Raw genomic sequence first — 22,915 nt, forward strand, 5'->3', positions numbered from 1 at the left:
GGCCGGACATGGTAGGCAGTCCGTGCCCGGGGGTGTTGCAGATAAGTATGTGGATAACCGGTGGGCATCTCAGCGCCTGCGACAGGCGCGCCCACAAAACAGGACGGGCGCCTTGCGGCGCCCGTCTGTCGGCATCACGGGGTGATGCGCGGGTGGATCAGGCTTCGGCCTGCACGACGACCTTGACGGTCGTCTGCACGTCGGCGTGCAGCTTCACGACGATCTCGTACTCGCCGATGTTGCGCAGCGCGCCTTCGCCCATGATGACCTCGCTTTTCTCGAGCGGCAGGCCGGCGGCGGTGAAGGCGTCGGCGATGTCGCGCGGGCCGACCGAACCGAACAGCTTGCCTTCGGTCGCGGCATTGGCGGTGATCGTGACGCTCGCGCCTTCCAGCTTGGCGGCACGGCTTTCGGCGTCGTCATGCACGGCCTTGGCCTTGGCTTCGTACTCGGCGCGCTTGGCTTCGAACTCGGCGACGTTGGCGGCGGTGGCCGGCACGGCCTTGCCCTGCGGCACCAGGTAGTTGCGGCCGTAGCCCGGCTTCACGTTGACCTTGTCGCCCAGGACGCCCAGGTTGGTCACTTTCTGCAGAAGAATCAGTTCCATCGTATTGCTCCGTATTCGTTAGCAGGCGGGCCTGCAGCGATTGGCTGTCCGAATGACAGTGGGAAGAAGGAGCCTCCCCATGCGGGGAGGCCCTGGATTACACGTCGTGGTTGTCCGTGTACGGGATCAGCGCCAGGAAACGGGCGCGCTTGACCGCGGCGGACAGCTGGCGCTGGTAGCGCGACTTGGTGCCGGTGACGCGGCTCGGCACGATCTTGCCGTTCTCGGTCAGGTACTGGCGCAGGGTGTTGAGATCCTTGTAGTCGATCTCTTTCACGCCTTCGGCGGTGAACTTGCAGAACTTGCGGCGACGGAAGAACTTGGACATGGGTGGGCTCCTTAGGCGGCTTCGGCGTTGTCGGAATCGGTCGAAGCGGCGTTGCCGGCCTCGCCTTCATCGTCGTCACGGCGACGACGCTCGCCACGCTCGGGCTTGTCGCCCTTCTCGTCCTTGTTCTTCATGATCAGCGACTGCTCGGTATCCGGGCCATCACGCTTGATGACCAGGTTGCGCAGCACCGCATCGTTGAAGCGGAAGCTCTCGACCAGCTCGTTCAACACGGCCTGGTCGGCTTCGATGTTGAGCAGCACGTAGTGGGCCTTCACCAGGTTCTGGATCGGGTACGCCAGCTGACGGCGGCCCCAGTCTTCCAGGCGGTGGATCGTACCGTTGCCGCCCTCGATCAACGCCTTGTAGCGCTCGATCATGGCCGGCACCTGCTCGCTCTGGTCCGGGTGGACCAGGAACACGACTTCATAGTGACGCATCGTTTTGTACCTTTCGGATGTGGGCCCGACCGGGAAAATCCCGTGGGCGGAACAGCCCCCCGAACGTCCGGAACGGACGCGGTGGGGCAAGGACCCGGTTGCCAGACTGGCGGCCGGGAGCAGGAAAGTATGGCAGGTCAGTCACTTAGGGGCAAGTCCTGCCTCTGGACGTGGCTCAGGCGGCGTCCGCCGAGGTCGTGAAGCTCTCGCCGCAGCCGCATTCGGCGGCCGCATTGGGGTTGCGGAAGGTGAACGTCTCGGACAGCCCCTGCTTGGCGAAGTCGATTTCGGTCCCGTCCACCAGCGGCAGGCTGTCGGCGTCCACATAGATCCGCACGCCTGCGAACTCGAACACGGTATCGCCGTCGCGCTGATCGCGAGCCAGGTCCGCCACATGGCCCCAGCCGGAGCAGCCGGTGCGGGTAACCCCGAACCGCAGGCCCAGCGCGCCCGGCGTCTGCGCGACGAAACGCTGCACGCGTTCGAGTGCGACCGGGGTGAGGGTGATGGCCATGGGGAGCTCCTGTGCGACGGGACGATTATAGCCGCGGGTGCGCCGTCGGCCGCGCGGCTCTTGCTAAACTCCGCGTTCCATAAATAAGACTGTTACCGAAGGATTCAAGCCATGACGGTGGTAAGCGTCGAACATGCGCTGGCGGGCAAGCTCCCGGCCGGCGGCGAGGTCACGGTGCGCGGCTGGGTGCGCACGCGGCGCGACTCCAAGGCGGGGCTTTCCTTCGTCAACGTCAGCGACGGCTCGTGCTTCGCCCCGATCCAGGTGGTGGCACCCGACGCGCTGTCCAACTATGAATCCGAGATCAAGCACCTGACCACCGGCTGCGCGGTCGTCGCCACCGGCACCCTGGTGGCCTCGCAGGGCCAGGGCCAGAGCTTCGAGATCCAGGCCTCGTCGATCGAGGTGGTGGGCTGGGTGGAAGATCCCCTCACCTACCCTATGCAGCCCAAGCAGCATTCGCTGGAATACCTGCGCGAATTCGCCCACCTGCGCCCGCGCACCAACCTGTTCGGCGCAGTCACCCGCATCCGCAATTCGCTGGCGCAGGCCGTGCACCGGTTCTTCCACGAGAACGGTTACTTCTGGATCAGCACGCCGATCATCACCACCTCCGACGCCGAAGGCGCAGGCCAGATGTTCCGCGTGTCCACGCTAGACCTGGTCAATCTGCCTCGCGACAAGGAAGGTGCCGTTGATTTCTCGCGCGACTTCTTCGGCAAGGAAACCTTCCTGACAGTGTCCGGCCAGCTCAACGCCGAGGCGTACGCGCTGGCCATGAGCAAGGTCTACACCTTCGGCCCCACCTTCCGCGCCGAAAACAGCAACACCACCCGCCACCTTGCCGAATTCTGGATGATCGAGCCGGAAGTCGCGTTCAACGACCTGGCCGCTAACGCGCAGCTGGCCGAGGACTTCCTGAAGTACCTGTTTCGTGCCGTGCTCACCGAGCGCGCCGACGACTTGGCGTTCATCGCCGAGCGCGTCGAGCCGACCGCGCTGACCCGCCTGGAAGCTTTCGTCAACTCGCCGTTCGAGCGCATCGACTACACCGACGCGATCTCGCTGCTGCAGAAGTCGGGGCAGAAGTTCGAGTTCCCGGTCGAATGGGGCCTGGATCTCCAGACCGAACACGAACGTTGGCTGACCGAACAACATGTCGGCCGCCCCGTCGTGGTGACCAACTACCCCGAGCACTTTAAGGCCTTCTATATGCGCCTGAACGACGACGGCAAGACCGTCGCCGCGATGGACGTTTTGGCGCCCGGTATCGGCGAGATCATCGGTGGCAGCCAGCGCGAGGAGCGTCTGGACGTACTGGATGCACGCATGGCCCAGTTCGGCCTGGATCCGGCGCATTACGGCTGGTACCGCGACTTCCGCCGCTATGGCTCGGTGCCGCACGCCGGCTTCGGCCTGGGCTTCGAGCGCCTGGTGGTCTACGTGTGCGGATTGAGCAACATCCGCGACGCCATCGCCTACCCGCGCGCGCCCGGTAACGCGGAGTTCTGATGATCCTGTTCTTCGCCCTGTGCTTCGTTGGCGTGGCGATCGCCGGGTTCTGCGCCTTCGTCATCTTCTGGCCGTTGACCCTCGTGCATGTCCGCGACCGTCATGGCGCGCTCGGTGCCGAATGGGGCGAAGGCGCTTTCCTGAAGCCCGTCGCCCTGCGCTGGCTGCTCGGTGGCGGTTACCGCGCGATTCCGGACCCGTCGCTGTCGGGCTTGGCGACGCCGGCACGGATTTCGCTCTGCGTGATCCTGTTCGGCCTTGCGATGGCCGGCTTGTTGGCCCTGTGGGCCGAGGCATTCGCATGAATCCGTTCCTCCGCGAAGACTGGTACCTGGCCTCACTCGGCCGCACCCTGATTTGGGCGCGCCTGCGCGTGTTGGAAGCCGGCACGGCCGAAGTGCTCGACAGCGACGGCAATACCCTGCCCTACGACAGCGAGGACAGCGCCCGCGCGGCCCTGTTCGATGCGGAATTCGTGGCGTTCGATGGCCTGGACGAAGACGACGCGCTGGCGCGCGGCTTCGCCCTGACTGGCGTGGCGCCGCCCCAAGGCGAGGACGATGCCGCATTGATCCCGCAGATGGTGCGGTCGCTGGGCGGTCGCGCCTGACACCCGCGTGTACACGCCGCGCGCCTTCGCCGAAGCCGACCTCGCCGAACTCGACGGGCTGATCGCCCGCGATGCCTTCGTCACCCTGGTGACTGTCGCGGACGGATTGCCCTTCGTGAGCCACCTGCCCGTGCTGTATGCGCGGGAGGGCGAACAGGTCGTCGTGGAGGGCCACTGGGCACGACCGAATCCCCAGGCACGCCACGCCGGTCCCGCTTTGCTCATCGTCCACGGTCCCCATGCCTACGTGTCGCCCGGCTGGTATGCGGACAAGGAAGAAGCGGCGCGCGTCCCGACCTGGAACTACGCGGTCGCGCATCTGCATGGCACGCTGGAAACCACCGACGACACCGCGCGTCTGGCGTCGATCGTCGACCGCCTCAGCCAGAAGAACGAAGCGCATGTCGGCAACGACTGGCGCTTCGAACATGAACGCGATGACCACATGCGCCAGTTGCGCGGCATCATCGGCTTCCGCTTCGTCGCCGAACGGATCGAACTGAAGTTCAAGCTCAGCCAGAACCATCCGGTCGCGAATGTCGAAGGCGCGGCGGATGCGCTGCAGCGACTGGGTGGCGAGGACAACCTGGAAATCGCGGCGTTGATGCGCGATCGGCTCGCACGCCGCACCGACTGAGGCCTGCGCACCCACGCACCGGTACACTCGACGCACTCTTATTCCGGAACACGCCGCATGGACTTGAACCTCGCTGGTCGACACGCGCTGGTCTGCGGCGCCTCCGAGGGCATAGGCCGTGCCGCGGCCGTCGAACTCGCACTGCTGGGCGCAGACGTCACGGTGCTGGCCCGTCGCGCGACCGCACTGGCAGAGGTGGCCGCCGCCCTGCCCCTCGTCGTGGAGGGCCAGCGTCACGGCGCGCTCGCGCAGGACGTCGCGGAGACCGCAGCGCTGGAGGCCGGCGTCCGCGCGTTGGTGACCGACCGGCCCGTCCATATCCTGGTCAACAACACCGGCGGCCCACCCGGCGGCCGCGCGCTGGACGCCGGCGCCGACGACTACCTCGCCGCGTTCCAGCGCCACCTGCTGGCGAACCAGGTGCTCGCAAGCGCCGTGGTGCCCGGCATGCGCGCCGCCCATTGGGGCCGGATCATCAACGTGGTCTCCACCTCGGTGAAGGAACCGATCGCCAACCTCGGCGTGTCCAACACCATCCGCGGTGCAGTAGCCAGTTGGGCCAAGACGCTGTCGAAGGAGCTCGGCGCTGACGGCATTACCGTCAACAACGTGCTACCCGGCTATACGCGCACCCAACGGTTGGAGCAGATCCTGCGCGACCGGGTACAGGCGACCGGAAAGGACGAGGCGGCCATCAGCGCCGCCATGCTGGCCAGCGTGCCCGCCGGCCGCTTCGCCGACGCGCACGAGGTGGCGGCCGCGATCGCCTTCCTCGCCACGCCGGCCGCGGCCTATGTCAACGGTGTCAGCCTGGCCGTCGACGGCGGCCGCATGCAGTCGCTCTGACGTCGGTCCGGGGGGCTTGTCAGCCGGGTTAAGCTAATGGGCATGGAACGCTACAGCCACTTCATCGATGGCGAACCTCGCGCCGGTGGCGCCTGGCGTCCCGTCTTCGAGCCGGCTTCTGCCGAGGTCTATGCTGAGGTGGCCGATGGCACCGAAAGCGATGTACTGCAAGCTATAGATGCCGCAGAAACCGCCTTCCCGGGATGGGCTGCCCTTCCACCCAGCGTTCGTGCGCGTTGGCTGGAGCGCCTGGCCGATGCCCTGGAAGCGCGCTTGGACGCCTTCGCCGCCGCGGAGTCGCGGGATGCCGGCAAGCCACTGGCGCTGGCGCGCGACATCGAGATCCCCCGCGCGATCGCTAACCTGCGCTTCTTCGCGCATGCTGCGACCCAATTCGCCAGCGAGTCGCACCACGGCGAAGCCGGCCTCAACTACACCCTGCGCATGCCGTTGGGCGTGGTGGCCGCGATATCGCCGTGGAACCTGCCGCTCTACCTCTTCACCTGGAAGATCGCGCCCGCGCTGGCTGCCGGCAACACCGTCGTCGCGAAACCGTCGGAGATCACGCCCGCCACTGCGACGATGCTGGGCGAACTCGCCGCAGAGATCGGCTTCCCGCGCGGCGTGCTGAACATCGTGCACGGAACCGGGCCCGCCGTCGGCGAGCGCTTGGTCGTGCATCCGGCGGTCAAGGCCGTGTCGTTCACGGGCAGTACGGCGGTGGGCCGGCGCATCGCCGGGCTCGCCGGACCGCTATTGAAGAAGGTCTCGTTGGAGCTCGGCGGCAAGAACGCCACGCTGGTCTTCGCCAACAGCGACTGGCGCGCGCACCTGGACACCCTGCTCCGCTCGGCGTTCCAGAATGCGGGCCAGATTTGTTTGTGCGGATCCCGCCTGCTCGTGCAGCAGGCGATCTACGAGGAGTTCCGCGAAGCGCTGATCGACCGTGCGCGGGCGCTGCAGGCCGGACCGCTGGACGATCCCGCCACGCGGCTCGGCGCCATGGTGTCGCAGGCCCACTTCGACAAGGTGCTGGGCTGCATCGCCCGTGCACGCGTCGAAGGCGGGCGCCTGCTCACCGGCGGGCACGCGCTGGACCGGCCCGGCTGGTTCATCGCGCCGACGATCATCGAAGGGCTGGGACCCGAAGCGGTCACCAACCGCGAGGAAATCTTCGGGCCCGTGGTGACGTTGCAGCCCTTCGAAGACGAATCCCATGCCTTGGCCCTGGCCAATGCCGGCGACTACGGGCTGGCCGTCACCGTCTGGACACGCGACCTCGATCGCGCCCACCGTCTGGCTGCGCAGCTGCGCGCCGGCATCGTCTGGATCAACACCTGGATGACCCGCGACCTGCGCACGCCGTTCGGCGGCACCGGCGCGTCCGGCCTGGGCCGCGAAGGCGGCCTGGAGGCCATGCGTTTCTTCACCGAACCCAAGAACGTCTGCGTGGCGTTGCGCTGAGGACGAATCAAGCGAATGTCTGACCTATCCGAACTCGAACAACTGCTGCAGAACAATCGCGACTGGGCCGCCCGCATCAAGCAGGAGGATCCCGGCTTCTTCAAGCGGCTGTCGCAGCAGCAATCCCCGCGCTACCTATGGATCGGTTGCTCCGATTCGCGCGTGCCGGCCAACCAGATCCTCGGCCTGGATCCTGGCGAAGTCTTCGTCCACCGCAACATCGCCAACGTGATGTCGCATGGCGACCTCAATGCGTTGTCGGTGGTGCAGTTCGCCGTCGACATCCTGAAGGTCGAGCACATCCTGCTGGTCGGCCACTATGGCTGCGGCGGCGTGCATGCCGCCATGACCGGCCTGCGCGTGGGCCTGGCCGATAACTGGCTGCGCCACGTGGCCGACGTGGCGATGAAGCACGCGGACCTGCTGGAGCAGGTCGACACCGAATCGCTGCGCCACGCGCGCCTGTGCGAACTCAACGTGATCGAACAGGTCTTCAATGTCTGCCAGACCACGGTGGTCCAGGACGCCTGGGCGCGCGGACAGCCGCTGGCGATCCATGGCTGGGTCTACAGCCTGTTCGACGGTCGCGTACGCGAACTGGGCATGGACGTCGCCGGTGCGGAAGACCTCCAGCCAGCCTACCAACGGGCCTTGTCGAGCGTGCCGCCGAAGGGAAAACGCAATGAGTGAGGTCGTCCAGGCGGGCGATGCACCGAAGCCGGTCGGCCGCTACCCGCATGCGCGCCGTGTCGGCGATCTTTTGTTCCTGTCCGGGATCGGTCCGCGCGACCCGGCGACGAATGCCATTCCCGCCGGCATCCAGGCGCAGAGCCGTGCGGTGTTTGCCAACGTGCGTACTGTGTTGGAGGCCAGCGGCGCCCGCTGGGAGGACCTCGTGGACGTCACGGTCTACCTGACCGACATGGCCGGCGATTTCCCTGGCTACAACCAGGTCTGGGCCGACTATTTTCCCGATGCCGCCGCCGCACCCTGCCGCACCACGCTCGGCATCACCGCCCTGCCCACGCCGATTTCCATCGAATTGAAGTGCATCGCGCACCTGCCGGAGCGTCGCTGACATGCTGCCCAACCCGCTCAACCTGCAGGCCTGGATCGAAGAACATCGCCACTTGCTGAAGCCGCCCGTCGGCAACAAGGTCATCTACGCCGGCGACTTCATCGTCATGGTGGTGGGCGGCCCGAATGCGCGCACCGACTACCATTACGACGAAGGCCCGGAGTGGTTCTACCAGCTCGAAGGCGAGATGGTGCTGCGTATCCAGGAGGACGGCGCCCCGCGCGACATTCCGTTGCGCGCCGGAGAGATCTTCCTGCTGCCCCCGCGCGTGCCGCACTCGCCACAGCGGATGCCTGATTCCGTCGGCCTGGTCATCGAACGCAAGCGACTGCCGCACGAGCAGGACGGGCTGATATGGTTCTGCGAGCGATGCAACCACAAACTCTACGAAGAATATTTCACCCTGCACAACATCGAGACGGACTTCCCCCCGGTGTTCGAACGGTTTTACGCCTCCCGCGAGCACCGTACCTGCACGGCTTGCGGACACCTGAACCCGGCGCCGTCCAAGTACGTGATGCCGGACACCTGATCGCCGCCTTGCGCCGCGTCGTGCCGACGCCGGAGCCCTCGGCTACACTCCGGCGATGCTGAAGATCGATACCCATGCGCACTTCCTGCCTCGCGATTGGCCCGACCTGGCCGCGAAGTACGGGGACGTGCGCTTCCCGGTGATCCACCACGGCGACGACGGCCGCCACCGCATCTACAAAGACGGCAAGTTCTTCCGCGAAATCTGGCCCAAAACCTGGGACCCGGAAGAGCGGATCGCCGACTATGCCCGCTTCGGCGTGCAGGTGCAGGTCATCAGCACCGTGCCGGTGATGTTCAGTTACTGGGCCAAACCGCACCATGCGCTCGAGCTGCACCAGGCCCTCAACGACCACACCGCTGCGGCGTGTCGTGCGTACCCTCGCCATTACGCGGGCATCGGTACAGTGCCGCTGCAATCGCCGCGTTTGGCCGTGCAGGAGTTGGAGCGCTGCATGGACCAGCTCGGCCTGCAGGGCGTGCAGATCGGCAGCCACGTCAACGACTGGAACCTGGACGCGCCTGAGCTGTTCGAGTTCTTCCAGGCGGCCAGCGAACTCGGGGCCGCCGTCCTTGTGCACCCTTGGGACATGATGGGCGCGGCATCGATGCCGAAGTACTGGTTGCCCTGGCTGGTCGGTATGCCCGCGGAACAATCACGCGCGGCCTGCTGCCTGATCTTCGGCGGCGTGCTGGAACGCCTGCCGGAGCTCAAGGTGTGCTTCGCGCACGGCGGCGGCAGCTTCCCCTACACCATCGGCCGCATCGAGCATGGCTTCAACATGCGCCCGGACCTCGTGGCCACCGACAACCCGCGCAACCCGCGCGATTACCTCGGTCGCGTGTACTTCGACTCATGGGTCGCCGACCCGCGCGCCCTGCACTACCTGCTCGACACCGTCGGCCACGAGCGCGTGATGCTGGGTACCGACTACCCGTTTCCGCTGGGCGAACAGGAGCCCGGCGCCGGCATTGCCGCGCTCGGCCTCGACGAAACCCAGCAGGCGCGCCTGTACCACGGCACCGCGCTCGAATGGCTGGGCCTGGCCGCCTCCCGCTTCGCATGATCCCGACTTCCGTCCCGGTGCATCGCCACCGGCTTCGTTCCGCCTGAACTGACTTTCCATGACCGACCCGCTGTCCCGCACCCACATCATCGCCCTGGACGCCGCCGATCCGCTGCGCGCGCTCCGCAACGAATTCCTGATCCCGCGCCACAAGCACAACGACCAGATCTACTTCTGCGGCAACTCGCTGGGCCTGCAGCCCCGAGGGGCGCGCGGGTACATCAACGAAGTGATGGACAAGTGGGCGAACGAAGCCGTCGAAGGCCATTTCACCGGCAGCGCCCAATGGATGACCTACCACGAACTGGTGCGCGAACCGTTGGCGCGGCTGGTGGGCGCGCAGGCATCTGAAGTGGTGGCGATGAATACGCTCACCGCCAACCTGCACCTGATGATGGTGAGCTTCTACCGGCCAACCGCCGCGCGTCCGGCGATCCTGATGGAAGCCGGTGCGTTCCCCTCGGATCGCCACGCCGTCGAATCGCAGATCCGCTTCCATGGTTTCGATCCGGCGACCGACTTGATCGAACTGGCGCCCGACCAGGCGGACGGCACGTTCTCGATGGCCGCCATCGAACGCGCCATCGCCGAACACGGCCATCGCCTTGCGCTGGTGCTGTGGCCCGGCGTGCAATACCGCACCGGGCAGGCGTTCGATCTGGCGGAGATCGTCCGGCTGGGCCAGGCGCAGGGCGCCATCGTCGGCGTCGACCTCGCGCACGCGGTCGGCAACCTGCCGCTCGCACTGCACGACAGCGGTGTCGATTTCGCGGTGTGGTGCCACTACAAGTACCTCAACTCCGGGCCCGGCGCGGTCGCCGGCTGCTTCGTGCACGAACGGCACGCGAACACCGACCGTCCGCGTTTCGCGGGCTGGTGGGGCCATGAGAAGGACACCCGCTTCCGGATGGCACCAGAGTTCGTGCCGACGCCGGGCGCCGAGGGTTGGCAGCTGAGCAACCCGCCGATCCTCGGCCTGGCGCCGTTGCGCGCGTCGCTGGAGCTGTTCGACAAGGCCGGCGGCATGGACGCGATCCGGACCAAGTCGCTCAAGCTCACCGGCCTGCTGGAGGCACTGATCCAGGCGCGACTGTCCGATGTCCTGCAGATCGTCACGCCCTCGGACACCGCCCAGCGCGGTGCGCAGCTGTCGTTGCGCGTGATCGGCGGACGCGAACGCGGCCGCGAGCTGTTCGACTACCTGCTGTCGGTCGGCACCGTCGGCGACTGGCGCGAACCGGACGTGATCCGCATCTCCCCCGCCCCGTTGTACAACCGCTTCATGGACGTCCATCGCTTCGTCGAGGAAGTCGAGACGTGGCGCGGCTTCTGACCAGGAGGAACGACCTTGGGCGTTGACGGCACGCGGCACATCACCCTCATCGGCGCCGGCCTGGCGGGCGCGTTGCTGGCCACGCTGATGGCGCGCGCGGGATGGCGGGTCGACGTACACGAGAAGCGCGGCGATCCGCGGGTCAAGGGCTACGAAGGTGGCCGGTCCATCAACCTCGCCCTGGCCGAGCGCGGACGCCATGCGCTGCGGATGGCCGATGCCGACGGTGCGGTGATGCGCCATGCGGTGATGATGCGCGGGCGCATGGTGCACGCGCTGGATGGCCGCCAGCAGCTGCAGCGCTACGGGCGTGACGATTCCGAGGTGATCTGGTCGATCCACCGCGGCGACCTCAATATCACGCTCCTCGATCTGGCCGAACAAGCGGGCGCGAACCTGCACTTCCACCATCGGCTCGACAGCGTCGACTTCGATGCCTCCGTTGCGCGCTTCGTCGATGATCGCGATGGCCGTCGCATCGAATCCGGATTCTCCGCGCTCGTCGGCGCCGATGGCGCCGGCTCCTCTCTGCGTGCTGCCATGATGGCGCGCGAGGACCTGGGCGAACGCACCGAGTTTCTCGATCATGCCTACAAGGAACTGGAGATCCCGCCGGCGGTGGATGGCGGCTTCATCATGGAGCCCAACGCGCTGCACATCTGGCCCCGCGGCCACTACATGTGCATCGCACTTCCCAACGACGAACGCACCTTCACCGTCACGCTGTTTTTGCCGAACGAGGGCGACCCCAGCTTCGCCAGCGTTCGCACGGGTGCCGAGGCGATGGCGCTGTTCCTGCGCGACTTCCCGGACGCCGTGCCGCTGATCCCCGAGTTGGAGAAGGATTGGGAAGCCAATCCGGTCGGTTTGCTCGCCACGCTCTACCTGGACCGTTGGCATCTTGGCGGCCAAGCCGTCCTGCTGGGCGATGCCGCGCACGCGATGGTGCCTTTCCACGGCCAAGGCATGAACTGCGCCTTCGAAGACTGCGTATCGCTGGCCCGCCACCTGCAGGCCACCGAGGACCTCGCCGCTGCCTTCGCCGCCTTCGAAGCCGAACGCAAACCCGACGCACTCGCGATCCAAGAAATGGCGCTCGAGAACTACGTGGAGATGCGCGACAAGGTCGACGACAGCGGCTTCCTGCTGCAGCGCGAACTCGAACTGGCCCTGCAGCAGCGCCACCCTGACCGCTTCGTGCCTCATTACACGATGGTCAGTTTCATGCGTATCCCCTACTCCGTCGCCCAGCATCGCAGCGAAGCGCAGCGTGCCTTGCTGGTGCGCCACACCACCGGTCGGAACACGCTCGACCAGGTGGACTGGGCGGCCGTGGATGCGGACGTGGCATCCACGCTCGCGCCGCTGGAGGATGCGGCGCCGTGAGCGCCAGCTTCCTCTTCTACGACCTGGAAACCTTCGGCGCCGATCCGCGCCGCAGTCGCCTGGCCCAGTTCGCCGCGATCCGCACCACGCCCGCGCTGGATGTCATCGACGAACCGATCAGTTTCTTCGTGCAACCTGCCGATGACCTGCTGCCTTCCCCGGTCGCCACGCTGATCACCGGCATCACCCCGCAGCGTGCCCTGCGCGAGGGCGTCAACGAAGCAGAGGCGTTCGCCCGCATCGCCGACGAGATGACGCGGCCCGAAACCTGCACCCTCGGCTACAACAGCCTGCGCTTCGACGACGAGTTCGTCCGCCATGGCCTGTTCCGCAACTTCCACGAACCTTATGAGCGGGAGTGGCGCGGCGGCAATTCGCGCTGGGACTTGCTCGACGTCATGCGGCTGATGCGCGCCCTGCGCCCGGACGGCATCACATGGCCCCGGCGCGAGGATGGCGCCACGTCCTTCAAGCTGGAGCACCTGGCTCTGGCGAACCATGTGCGCGATGGCGACGCGCATGAGGCACTGTCGGACGTCGTCGCCACCATCGGCCTGGCGCGCCTGATGCGACAGGCACAGCCGCGCCTGTGGGACTACGCGCTGCAGCTCCGCGACAAACGCTTCGCGGCACGCCTGCTGGACACCGTGGCGATGCAGCCGGTCCTGCACGTTTCGCAACGCTACCCGGCCAGCCGCCTATGCGCTGCGCCGGTACTGCCGCTTGCCCGACACCCGCGCTTCGACAGCCGCGTGATCGTGTTCGACCTGGACAGCGATCCGGCGCAGCTCCTGACGATGTCGCCGACCGACATCGCTGATCGGCTCTACACGCCGGCCGCCGACCTGCCGGAAGGCGAGCAGCGCATTCCATTGAAGGACGTCCACCTCAACAAAGCCCCGGCCTTGGTGGCATGGGCGCACCTTCGACCTGATGATCTGCATCGCATGCAGATCGATGCAGACCGTGTCGCACGTCATGCCGAAGCCCTGCGCCAGGCCGGGCCGGACCTGGCCGAGAAGGTGCGCCAGGTATTCGCAGGCGCACAGGAGTATCCCCCCGGCGACGTCGATGGTTCGCTGTACGACGGCTTCCTTGCCGATGCAGACAAGCGCCGCTTCACCGATGTGCGTACGACGCCGCCCGCGCTGCTCGGACAATGGGATTTCGGCTTCCGCGATCCGCGCCTGCCCGAATTGCTGTTCCGCTATCGCGCCCGCAACTGGCCGGGCACGCTGGACGCCACGGAACGCGCCCGCTGGGACGACTACCGCCGCACCCGCTTGCAGACCGAGAGCGGTCTGTCCGAACTGAGCTTCGCTGCCTTCGACCAGGAACTCGCCACGTTGCGGACCGCCCACGCAGGCGATGGGCCACGCCTGGCGTTGCTCGACCATCTGCAGCAGTGGCGCGACGACCTGGGCGAGACCCTCTGACGCCCTCCCGCCAGGGTGCAGCCGTCTTCGAGGACAGCCTTGTCGGCCATTTGACACCGGGGTGACTACAATCCACGCATGGCCACCTACTTCTCAGATGCCAGCTTCAAGTTCCTGCGCGGGCTGGCACGACACAACGACAAGACCTGGTTCAACACGCACAAGGCGAAGTACGAGGAGCATGTCCGCCAACCGTTCCTGCGTCTGCTGACCGATCTCCAGCCCGACCTCGCCGAGGTCAGCCTGCATTTCCGCTCGGACCCCAAGACCGTGGGTGGTTCGCTGTTCCGCATCTATCGCGATGCGCGGTTCTCGAACGACAAATCGCCGTACAAATCCTGGCAGGGCGCGCGCCTGTTCCACGAGCGTCACAAGCAAGTACCTGCGCCCTCGTTCTACCTGCATCTGCAGCCGGGCGAATGCTTCGTCGGCGCTGGCCTGTGGCATCCCGAGCCCGACACGCAACGCCGGGTGCGGCAATTCATCCTGGACAATCCGGGCAGCTGGAAGAAGGCCGCGCACGACGCACCCTTCCGCCGTCGTTTCGAGTTCGAAGAGAGCGAAAAGCTCGTACGCCCGCCGCGCGGGTTCCCCGCCGACTTCGAGTTCATCGAGGACCTGAAGCACCGCAACTTCGTGTTCTGGCGCTCGCTCGATGATGCGACGATGACCGGCCCTCGCCTGCGGCAGACCGTCGCCGGCGACCTCAAGGCACTGGGGCCGTTCGTAGACTATCTGTGTGCCGCGCTGGACCTGGAGTTCTGACCCGGAGGCCTTGCCGATGAAGAAGTCGCTCGTGATCGGATTGCTGCTCGCCGCGATCATCGGCGTCGCCAGCTACGTCGCCGCTGGCCCCTACCTGGCCATCCATGGCATCCGCACCGCGTTGGCCGAACAAGACACCGGCCGGCTGCAGAAACACGTGGATTTCCCCGCATTGCGCGTCAACCTGCGCGCGCAGGTGGAAGATGCGCTGGCACGGCGCGCGGGTACCGACGTCGCCTCCAACCTGTTCGGCGCCGCCGCCCTGTCCATCGCCAACAGCCTGCTTGGCCGTGGTGTCGACACCCTGGTGACGCCGATGGGCATCGCCGCGATCCTGGAAGGCCGCGCGACGTGGAAACGTGCCATCGGCGAGACGGTCGGTGGCGACACGTACGCGCCTGCCGTCCCGGCCGATCCGCTCAAGGAAGCGACGCACCGGTACGAATCGCTGTCCCGGTTCACCGCCACCATCCGTGATGCCGAGGGCGACCCCGTCGTGTTCGTCTTCACCCGCCAGGGCCTGCGTTGGCGCCTGACGGATATCCGACTGCCGCTGTAGCGCGAACTCCCCGAACGTCAGGGGTTGGCGACGCCATGCGGAACGTGGCCAGCGGCGACGTGCTGGCGTGCGCTGTCGATGTTGTGTTGCGAATCGTCGAAGAAAATGTCCGCGCCGAACGCTTCGAGGAACGGCCCTTTGTGGCGCCCGCCCAGGAACAGTGCTTCGTCCAGGCGCACGCCCCACTCGCGCAACGTGCGGATTACCCGCTCATGCGCAGGGGCCGAGCGCGCCGTCACCAGCGCCGTCCGGATCGGCGAACGTTCGTCGGCCGGGAATACCTGCTGGAGCTGATGCAGTGCCGACAGGAAATTGCGGAACGGACCACCCGAAAGCGGCTCGCGCGCACGCGCCTGCTCGTGCTTGCCGAACGCCTCTACGCCCTGCTCGCGGGAGATGCGTTCGCTTTCGTCGCTGAAGATCACCGCATCGCCGTCGAAGGCGATCCGCAACTGATGCTCGTGGCGCTGCTGCTGCGGCGCGCTGGCCGGCAGGATGGTCGCGGCGGCGATGCCATGCTCCAGCGACCGCCTGACCGACTCGGGGTTGGCCGACAGGAACAGATCCGTGCCGAATGGCTTGACGTAGGGCCAGGTCGCCTCACCCGCCGTGAACGTGGCCCGGACGATGCCCAAGCCGTGGTGCTGGATGGAATTGAAGATGCGCAGGCCGGTATCGGCGGAATTGCGCGACAGCAGGATCACTTCGACGCGCGGCGTATCCTCCGGAGCACCGACGTTGAGCGCCAGCAGCTTGCGCACCACCGGGAACGCGATACCGGGCGCGAGGATGTCGTCCTCGTGCGCACGCTGGTAGTCGCTGTAGGCCTCCACGCCCTCGCGCTCGTAAAGCGCGTGGCTCTCCTCCAGGTCGAACAGCGCACGCGAGGTGACGGCAACGGTGAGTAGGCGGGGGGTGTTGTCGGGCATGCGCACAGTATCCGCCATCCGGTGCGCAGGGCGTGAGACGCTAGCTGCCAGGTGCGGCGGCGATGCGCAGCTGGGCTGGCGGCCCGCGGCGGTTGTCCGGCGTCACGGCGCGCACTTCCACCACGAGGTCGATGGGGCCCTGCTGTGCTGGCGGCCCGTCCTGCCAGAGGAAAACGAACTCGCTGCGCCGCCCGTCGACGCGACCGGTCACCGGCGCCTTCGGGAAAATGGACAGCCGATCCTCGCCACCTACCACCCGGAACTCGAAGCCGAGGTCGCGTAGTTTGTAGTCCGTGCCCCGCGGCCACTCCACGCTGACCGTCAGCAGGCCGCTGGCGTCGCAGGAGGCACGTCCGTTGATGCCGCGTGTCAGGCTGACCATCTCGAGCGCCGGGGCGCGCAAGCCATCGCCCGCGTCCGCCGCGGGAGCGGCTGCGGCTGCGACGGCGAACGGCGTGGTGCCGGTGGACAGGTTGCAGGCCGCTGCATCGGCCACGACAAGACAGGCGCAGATCGCCAACGTGCATTTCAACTGCATCGGAACCCCTCCCCGGGTGGATGCGAACCGAACCGCTACGCGGCGCTGGATAACATGCGTTTGCAGAGGCGGCAAGCCGCAGTGCGGCGGAATCGCGCTGTCCTTGGGGACATTGCGACTCAGGTCATGAATTGCTCGCTGAGGATGCGCTCTTCGAGGTTGTGCTCGCGGTCGAACAACAGGGTGACCATGCGGTCGCGGGATTCGCGGATGGTCACCTCCACCACGTCGCGCACTTCGTGCGAGTCGGCGGTGGCGCTCACCGGCCGCTTATAAGGGTCGAGTACACGGAAGCGGACTTCGGTGTCGGCCTTGAGGATGGCGCCGCGCCAGCGGCGCGGGCGAAACGGCGCGATCGGCGTGAGCGCGATGGTGTTCGAGCCCAGCGGCAGGATCGGCCCGTGCGCGGAGAAGTTGTACGCGGTGCTACCGGCCGGCGTGGCGGTCAGCACACCGTCGCAGATCAGTTCGTCCAGTCGGGTCTCGCCATTGAGGTCGATGCGGATATGGGCCGCCTGGCGGGTCTGGCGCAACAGCGACACTTCGTTGTACGCCAGCGACGCGGTCGTAATACCGGACTCGGTCAGCGCTTGCATCTCCAGCGGACGCAGCTTGGCGGGCTCGGCCGCGGCGATGCGCTCGACCAATCCGTCCGGACGATACTGGTTCATCAGGAATCCGACGGTGCCCAGCTTCATGCCGAACACCGGCTTGCCCAGCGCGCCGTGCCGATGCAGCGTCTGCAGCATGAAACCATCACCGCCGAGCGCGCACAGCACATCGGCCTGGTCGGGCGCATGCGCACCGTGCTCGGCCTGCAGCGCAGCCAGCGCTTCCTGCGCCTCGGGCGTCGGACTGGCGAGAAAAGCGATGCGGGGGGTGGTCATCCGTGGCTCCATCATCGGGCCTGCACAGCGTACATAAAAAAGGCGGCCCGAAGGCCGCCCCGTTTCATGTCCCAGGCGATGCTCAGCCCTGCGACGCCAGTTGACCCAGTCGCTGCACGGCCACCGACGCGGTCGGGTAGTCCAGCGTCTTTTGCGCCGCCAGCTCGTTGAGCATGTTCAGCGTGAAGCGCAGGCCCGCGTCGTCGCGACCCAGCCAGGCCTGGACCTTGGCGTCGGCGTTGCCACCGGGCAGCGACAGCACCTGGTTGGTCAGCGTGCGCTGGTGCGCGGCGAGTTCGTCGCGCAACACGCCTCGCGCCACCGCATGCCAGCGACCGTCGACCTTGAGGGCTTCGATCTGGTCCTGCAGCCACGGTAGGTGCAAGGCTTCGCCCAAGCGGTAGTGGACCTTCGACACCTCGACCGGCTTGAGCTTGCGCGCACGCGACAGTTCGATGATGTCGCACGATGGTTCCAGGTACGGCAGCGCCGCAATCTGGCCGGCGAGCGCAGGCGGCAGGCCCTTGTCCTTCCAGTCCTGCAGGCTGGCGTTGTACGCCGGGCGCAGGGAATCCGGCAGCACGCCGTCCGCCGCACGGATCTCGTTGAAGCCGTCGTGATAGCGCTCCACCGCCGTGGCGATCGCCGGAATCGGTCCTTGGCGGGTCAGCAGCCAGCGGGTGAAGTTGCGCTGCACCTGCCAGATGACCTGTAGCGCGTCGATCTGCACCGACTCGGGCACCAGACCGTCCAGCGCATCGATCTGGTTCCACAGCGTCCGCGCATCCAGCGTCTCGCGGGTGATGGTGAAGGCCTTGGCGACTTCCGCCGGCGAGCGGCCCGTGTCTTCCTGCATGCGCAGCAGGAAGGTCGCACCCATGCGGTTGATGGTGGTGTTGGTGACCGCCGTGGCGATGATCTCGCGCTTCAGGCGGTGCTTCTCCATCTCCGAGGCGTACTTCTTCTGCAGCGGCTGCGGGAAGTACCGCTGCAGCTCCTTGGAAAGGTACGGATCCTCGGGGATGTCGGATTCCAGCAGTTGCTGGAACGCCACCAGCTTGGAGTACGACAGCAGCACCGACAGTTCGGGACGGGTCAGGCCCTGCCCACGCGCCTTGCGCTCGGCAAGCTCCGCATCGGACGGCAGGAACTCGATCTGGCGGTCCAGCAGGCCTTGCGATTCCAGCGTCTGGATGAAGTGCTGCTTGGAACCCAGGCGCGAGACGCTCATGCGCTCCATCAGGCTGATCGCCTGGTTCTGGCGGTAGTTGTCCCACAGCACCAGTTCGGCGACTTCGTCCGTCATATCGGCCAGCAGCTTGTTGCGGGCGTCCATCGACAGCTTCTTCGCCTGCACCACGCCGTTCAGCAGGATCTTGATGTTCACCTCGTGGTCGGAGGTGTCCACGCCGGCGGAGTTGTCGATGAAGTCGGTGTTGAGCAGCACGCCATGTTGTGCGGCTTCGATGCGGCCCAACTGGGTCAGGCCCAGGTTGCCGCCCTCGCCCACCACCTTGCAACGCAGATCCCGCCCGTCCACGCGCAGGCCATTGTTGGCGCGATCGCCCACGTCGGCGTGGGTCTCGCTGGCGGCCTTGACGTAGGTGCCGATGCCGCCGTTCCACAGCAGGTCGACCGGCGACTTCAGGATGGCGCTCATCAGCTCGTTGGGCGTCATCGCCTTCACGCCGTCCGCGATGCCGAGCACAGCGCGCACTTCCGGCGTGATCTCGATGGACTTCGCACTGCGCGGATGGATGCCACCGCCCTTGGAGATCAGTTTGGCGTCGTAGTCCGCCCAGCTGGAACGCGGCACCTTGAACATGCGGTCGCGTTCCTTGAACGACTTCGCCGCGTCCGGGTTCGGATCCAGGAAGATATGGCGATGGTCGAACGCCGCGAGCAGGCGGATGTGCTCCGACAGCAGCATGCCGTTGCCGAACACGTCACCGGACATGTCGCCGATGCCCACGCAGGTGAAGTCCTGCGTCTGCGAATCGCGGCCGAGCGCACGGAAGTGGCGCTTGACGGATTCCCAGGCGCCGCGGGCGGTGATGCCCATGCCCTTGTGGTCGTAGCCCACCGAACCACCGGAGGCGAATGCATCGCCCATCCAGAAACCATGCGCGATGGCCAGGCCGTTGGCGATGTCGGAGAACGTGGCCGTGCCCTTGTCGGCCGCGACCACCAGATACGGATCGTCCTGGTCGTGGCGCACCACGTCGACCGGCGGCACGATCTTGTTGCCGACGATGTTGTCGGTGATGTCCAGCAGGCCCTGGATGAACAGCTTGTAGCAGGCGATGCCTTCGGCGAGCACGGCATCGCGGTCGCCACCCACCGGCGGGCGCTTGACGAAGAAACCACCCTTCGCACCGACCGGGACGATGACGGTGTTCTTCACCATCTGCGCCTTCACCAGGCCGAGCACCTCGGTGCGGAAGTCTTCGCGACGGTCGGACCAGCGCAGGCCGCCGCGCGCGACCGGGCCGAAGCGCAGGTGCACGCCTTCCACGCGCGGGCCGTACACGAAGATCTCGCGATACGGGCGCGGCTTGGGCAGGTCAGGCACCTTCGCCGAATCGAACTTGAAGCTGATCGTGTGGGCCGGCTGTCCGTCCTTGCCGCGCTGGTAGAAGCTCGTGCGCAGCGTGGCTTCGATGGCGCCCATGAAGCCGCGCAGGATGCGGTCCTCATCCAGGCTCGACACGCGGTCCATCAGCTTCAGCAGCGATTGGTGCGCGGCCTCGACCTGCTGCTCTCGCTTGCCGCCACGGGCATCGACCAGCGCGGCCAGCGTCTTGGCGGCTGCCTCATCGTCGCCGGTCAGCGGCTTCAGTTGCGCCGCGAAGCGCTCCTGGCCTTCCTTGATCTGCGCCTTGCTCTCGCTGCCGGTCGCCGGATCGAAGCGCGCTTCGAACAGCTCCACCAGCAAGCGGGCCAGCAGCGGGTAGCGGTTGAGCGTCTCTTCTACGTAGCTCTGCGAGAACGGCACGCCGGTCTGCAGCAGGTACTTGCAGTAGCCGCGCAGCAGCGCGACCTGGCGCCAGGCCAGCCCGGCGCCCAGCACCAGCTTGTTGAAGCCGTCGTTCTCCGCATCGCCGCGCCAGATGCACGCGAACGCATCCTCGAAGGCGGGTGCGAGGCGCTCGACGTCGAACGCGCCATTGACCGGCTCGACTTCGAACTCCTGGATGTAGCGGGCACCTTGGGCGGTTTCCAGACGGAAGGGATGTTCCGAAATCACCCGCAAACCCATGTTCTCCATCAGCGGCAGCGCATCGGAGAGCGGGATGTCGGTTTCCTGGCGATACAGGTTCAGGCGCAGGCGGCCCTGGCCCGGACGCTTGCGACGCGACTCGTGCAGGCTCAGGCGCAGGTCGTCCTTGCCCGCCAGTGCGGCCAGCAGTTCGACATCGCGCGCAGCGCCCTCGGGGGACACCACTTCGATGTAGCCCGCCGGCAGAGCACGGCCGTAGCCACCGGCCAGCAACAAGCCCTTCGATTCGCCATGGCGCGAGATCAGGGTCTCGCGCAGGTCGTCCTGCCAGTTGCGCAGCAGGTGGGCGATGTCGCCTTCGAGCGCGGACGTGTCGACATCGACCTGTTCGCCCGCCTTAGGACGGATGGTGATGTGCAACTGCGCCAGCGGCGATTCGCCCAGCAGCACGCTGCTGTCCACGTACTCGCCACGCATGGCGTCCTTCAACAACGATTCGATGCGCAGGCGCACATCGGTGTTGAAACGCTCGCGCGGGATGTAGACCAGCGCCGAATAGAACCGGCCATAGCGGTCGCGGCGCAGGAACAGCTTGCTGCGCACGCGCTCCTGCAGGCCGAGGATGCCCATCGAGGTGCGGAAGAGCTCTTCGTCGCTGGACTGGAACAGCTCCTCGCGCGGCAGGGTTTCCAGGATGTGGCGCAGCGCCTTGCCGCTATGGCCGCTGGGCGACAGCCCGGACTTCTGCATCACGTACTCGTGGCGCTCGCGGACCAGCGGGATCTCCCACGGACGGCGGTTGTAGGCGCTGGAGGTGTACAGGCCGATGAAACGCTGCTCGGCGATGGGATTGCCCTGCGCGTCGAACTCCAGCACGCCGATGTAGTCCATGTTGCCCGGACGGTGCACGGTGGAACGGCGGTTGGTCTTGGTGAGGATCAGTGCGTCCACCGAACCGCCCTGCGGCAGGTAGTGCGCGGCCAGCGTCTTGATATTGCGCGGCGGCGTGGTGTCGCCCTCGCGCAGCAGGCCGAGGCCGCTGTCCTCGATGGCGCCGAGGATGCCGGTGCTCTTCTCCACGCGGTATTCGCGGTAGCCGAAGAAGGTGAAATGGTCCGCGGCGGCCCAGCGCAGGAATTCCTGCGCCTCGCGGCGGCCGTCGTCGTCCACCGGCATGCGGCGGGTGGCCAGGTCGTCGGCGAGCGCCAGCATCTTCTCGCGCATCGCGCTCCAGTCGCGGACGATCGCGCGCACTTCCTCCAGCACGCCGCGGATGCGCTTCTCGATCTGCGCCATCTCTTCTGCCGGTAGGCGGTCGATCTCGAGCAGCATCAGCGACTCGGGTTTGCCCTCGCCCACGGCGGACACCTTGCCTGCCTTGTCGCGGGTGAAGCGCACCAGCGGATGGCCGAGCACATGCACGCCCACGCTCATGTCGGCCAGCGCCATGCTCACGGAGTCCACGAGGAACGGCATGTCTTCGTTGACGATCTGGAGCACGGTGTGGGGCGATTCCCAGCCATGCGACTTATGGGTGGCATTGAACACGCGGACGTTGGCCGTGCCCGCCTTGCGGGTCCGCGCGAACGCCAGCATGTCGGCGGCGATGGCCGCCCAGCCTTCCGCACTGTGGTGGGGGAACTCGTCCTCCTCCATGCGCTTGTAGAAGGCTTCCGCAAAGGTCTGCGCTTCGGCCTGCGCTGTGGCGCCGGAAACGCGCTTGCGGATCGCGTCGAGGATCGGGGACAACGAGAACGCGTCGTCGGCCTTCGCCACCACTGCCTTGCCCTTCGCGGCCTTCGCCGCCTGCACCGGTCGGGCCGCCACCTTCTTGGTGGGGGTCGCCTTCGGGGTCACCGACTTGGTGGCCTTGGAGGCTTCCGGTTTAGACGTCTGTTTCGAGGCTTTTTTCGGGCTGCGTGCAGCGTTCATGCAGGGAGTGGCTCAACGATTGGTAGTCGAATGGTCATTGTATCCCTCGCCGCCATGACAAGACTTGCTGCGCGGCCACATAAGCTTCGCTTGCAAACGCATGCCGAATTTGTTTGGCACCGCGATCTGCATGCGCTCGCCCAGGTGTCCGCGATACGTCCACCACCATGCGGGTGCGCATGGAGGTGCGCGCACTTCGTCACGCGGCCATAACAACGACACGCGCCTGCTTTGTGCACGGAAATGCCCTGAAATCAAGGCTGTGAAATTTGTAAACTGGACGGTATAGTCTAGTC

Annotated in this window: 23 protein-coding genes; 15 read left to right on the top strand and 8 right to left on the bottom strand. The window is 66.6% G+C overall.

Going from position 1 to position 22,915, the window contains the following annotated elements; genetic code table 11:
* Positions 1-157: 157 nt before the first annotated feature.
* From rplI to BM365_RS02035, 4 genes are all read right to left on the bottom strand, one after another.
* A complete protein-coding gene (gene rplI, locus BM365_RS02020; protein WP_093486128.1) occupies positions 158-607 on the bottom strand; it encodes a 50S ribosomal protein L9 in 450 nt (149 codons plus the stop codon).
* Positions 608-704: 97 nt separating this feature from the next.
* On the bottom strand, positions 705-935 hold the full coding sequence (rpsR, locus tag BM365_RS02025; RefSeq protein WP_056880329.1) for a 30S ribosomal protein S18: 231 nt from the start codon (positions 933-935) through the stop codon (positions 705-707).
* Positions 936-946: 11 nt separating this feature from the next.
* Positions 947-1,375 (bottom strand): 30S ribosomal protein S6, encoded by a 429-nt coding sequence (rpsF, locus tag BM365_RS02030; RefSeq protein ID WP_093486130.1) that lies wholly within the window; start codon positions 1,373-1,375, stop codon positions 947-949.
* A 175-nt stretch (positions 1,376-1,550) separates the two neighbouring features.
* Complete coding sequence (locus BM365_RS02035) at positions 1,551-1,889, bottom strand: HesB/IscA family protein (protein ID WP_093486132.1); 339 nt, start codon at positions 1,887-1,889, stop codon at positions 1,551-1,553.
* 111 nt (positions 1,890-2,000) lie between these two features.
* On the opposite strand from BM365_RS02035, the gene asnS reads away from it, so the two are divergent.
* From asnS to BM365_RS02110, 15 genes are all read left to right on the top strand, one after another.
* Positions 2,001-3,401 (top strand): asparagine--tRNA ligase, encoded by a 1,401-nt coding sequence (gene asnS / locus BM365_RS02040; RefSeq protein ID WP_093486134.1) that lies wholly within the window; start codon positions 2,001-2,003, stop codon positions 3,399-3,401.
* Complete coding sequence (locus BM365_RS02045) at positions 3,401-3,706, top strand: hypothetical protein (protein WP_093486136.1); 306 nt, start codon at positions 3,401-3,403, stop codon at positions 3,704-3,706. The genes asnS and BM365_RS02045 overlap by 1 nt, the downstream gene beginning before the upstream one ends.
* Positions 3,703-4,011 (top strand): hypothetical protein, encoded by a 309-nt coding sequence (locus BM365_RS02050; RefSeq protein ID WP_093486138.1) that lies wholly within the window; start codon positions 3,703-3,705, stop codon positions 4,009-4,011. Before BM365_RS02045 ends, BM365_RS02050 begins: the two co-directional genes overlap by 4 nt.
* A gap of 7 nt (positions 4,012-4,018) precedes the next feature.
* Positions 4,019-4,648, top strand: coding sequence for an FMN-binding negative transcriptional regulator (locus BM365_RS02055; protein ID WP_093486140.1), 630 nt, complete (start codon positions 4,019-4,021; stop codon positions 4,646-4,648).
* Between the two features lie 57 nt (positions 4,649-4,705).
* Entirely contained in the window at positions 4,706-5,494 is a 789-nt protein-coding gene (locus BM365_RS02060) for an SDR family oxidoreductase (protein ID WP_093486142.1), read from the top strand.
* 42 nt (positions 5,495-5,536) lie between these two features.
* Positions 5,537-6,958: an aldehyde dehydrogenase gene (locus BM365_RS02065; protein ID WP_093486144.1), complete on the top strand. Its 1,422-nt coding sequence runs from the start codon at positions 5,537-5,539 to the stop codon at positions 6,956-6,958.
* A 15-nt stretch (positions 6,959-6,973) separates the two neighbouring features.
* Positions 6,974-7,648 (top strand): carbonate dehydratase, encoded by a 675-nt coding sequence (gene can, locus BM365_RS02070; protein WP_093486146.1) that lies wholly within the window; start codon positions 6,974-6,976, stop codon positions 7,646-7,648.
* Positions 7,641-8,036: a RidA family protein gene (locus BM365_RS02075; protein ID WP_093486148.1), complete on the top strand. Its 396-nt coding sequence runs from the start codon at positions 7,641-7,643 to the stop codon at positions 8,034-8,036. Before can ends, BM365_RS02075 begins: the two co-directional genes overlap by 8 nt.
* A 1-nt stretch (position 8,037) precedes the next feature.
* The gene (locus BM365_RS02080; RefSeq protein WP_093486150.1) at positions 8,038-8,568 is read left to right on the top strand and encodes a 3-hydroxyanthranilate 3,4-dioxygenase; all 531 of its coding nucleotides are present in this window, start codon (positions 8,038-8,040) and stop codon (positions 8,566-8,568) included.
* A gap of 55 nt (positions 8,569-8,623) precedes the next feature.
* Positions 8,624-9,634 (top strand): amidohydrolase family protein, encoded by a 1,011-nt coding sequence (locus BM365_RS02085; RefSeq protein ID WP_093486152.1) that lies wholly within the window; start codon positions 8,624-8,626, stop codon positions 9,632-9,634.
* 58 nt (positions 9,635-9,692) lie between these two features.
* Positions 9,693-10,967, top strand: coding sequence for a kynureninase (gene kynU / locus BM365_RS02090; protein ID WP_093486154.1), 1,275 nt, complete (start codon positions 9,693-9,695; stop codon positions 10,965-10,967).
* Between the two features lie 15 nt (positions 10,968-10,982).
* Entirely contained in the window at positions 10,983-12,353 is a 1,371-nt protein-coding gene (locus BM365_RS02095) for an FAD-dependent oxidoreductase (RefSeq protein ID WP_093486156.1), read from the top strand.
* Positions 12,350-13,789, top strand: coding sequence for an exodeoxyribonuclease I (gene sbcB, locus BM365_RS02100; protein ID WP_093486158.1), 1,440 nt, complete (start codon positions 12,350-12,352; stop codon positions 13,787-13,789). The genes BM365_RS02095 and sbcB overlap by 4 nt, the downstream gene beginning before the upstream one ends.
* Before the next feature lie 78 nt (positions 13,790-13,867).
* The gene (locus tag BM365_RS02105) at positions 13,868-14,554 is read left to right on the top strand and encodes a DUF2461 domain-containing protein (protein ID WP_093486160.1); all 687 of its coding nucleotides are present in this window, start codon (positions 13,868-13,870) and stop codon (positions 14,552-14,554) included.
* A gap of 16 nt (positions 14,555-14,570) precedes the next feature.
* A complete protein-coding gene (locus tag BM365_RS02110; protein ID WP_093486162.1) occupies positions 14,571-15,113 on the top strand; it encodes a DUF2939 domain-containing protein in 543 nt (180 codons plus the stop codon).
* 17 nt (positions 15,114-15,130) lie between these two features.
* Here BM365_RS02110 and BM365_RS02115 read toward each other — a convergent pair whose 3' ends face one another.
* The 4 genes from BM365_RS02115 to BM365_RS02130 all read right to left on the bottom strand — a co-directional run bounded on the left by BM365_RS02115 (position 15,131) and on the right by BM365_RS02130 (position 22,619).
* Positions 15,131-16,042, bottom strand: a complete 912-nt coding sequence (locus BM365_RS02115; protein ID WP_093486164.1) for a 5'-nucleotidase — start codon at positions 16,040-16,042, stop codon at positions 15,131-15,133.
* Between the two features lie 40 nt (positions 16,043-16,082).
* On the bottom strand, positions 16,083-16,580 hold the full coding sequence (locus BM365_RS02120) for a hypothetical protein (protein WP_093486166.1): 498 nt from the start codon (positions 16,578-16,580) through the stop codon (positions 16,083-16,085).
* 119 nt (positions 16,581-16,699) lie between these two features.
* Positions 16,700-17,467, bottom strand: a complete 768-nt coding sequence (locus BM365_RS02125) for an NAD kinase (RefSeq protein ID WP_093486168.1) — start codon at positions 17,465-17,467, stop codon at positions 16,700-16,702.
* Between the two features lie 82 nt (positions 17,468-17,549).
* A complete protein-coding gene (locus BM365_RS02130; RefSeq protein WP_093486170.1) occupies positions 17,550-22,619 on the bottom strand; it encodes an NAD-glutamate dehydrogenase in 5,070 nt (1,689 codons plus the stop codon).
* Positions 22,620-22,915 lie beyond the last annotated feature (296 nt).

Origin of the sequence: Pseudoxanthomonas sp. YR558, from assembly GCF_900116385.1 — a bacterium.
Classification (GTDB): domain Bacteria; phylum Pseudomonadota; class Gammaproteobacteria; order Xanthomonadales; family Xanthomonadaceae; genus Pseudoxanthomonas_A.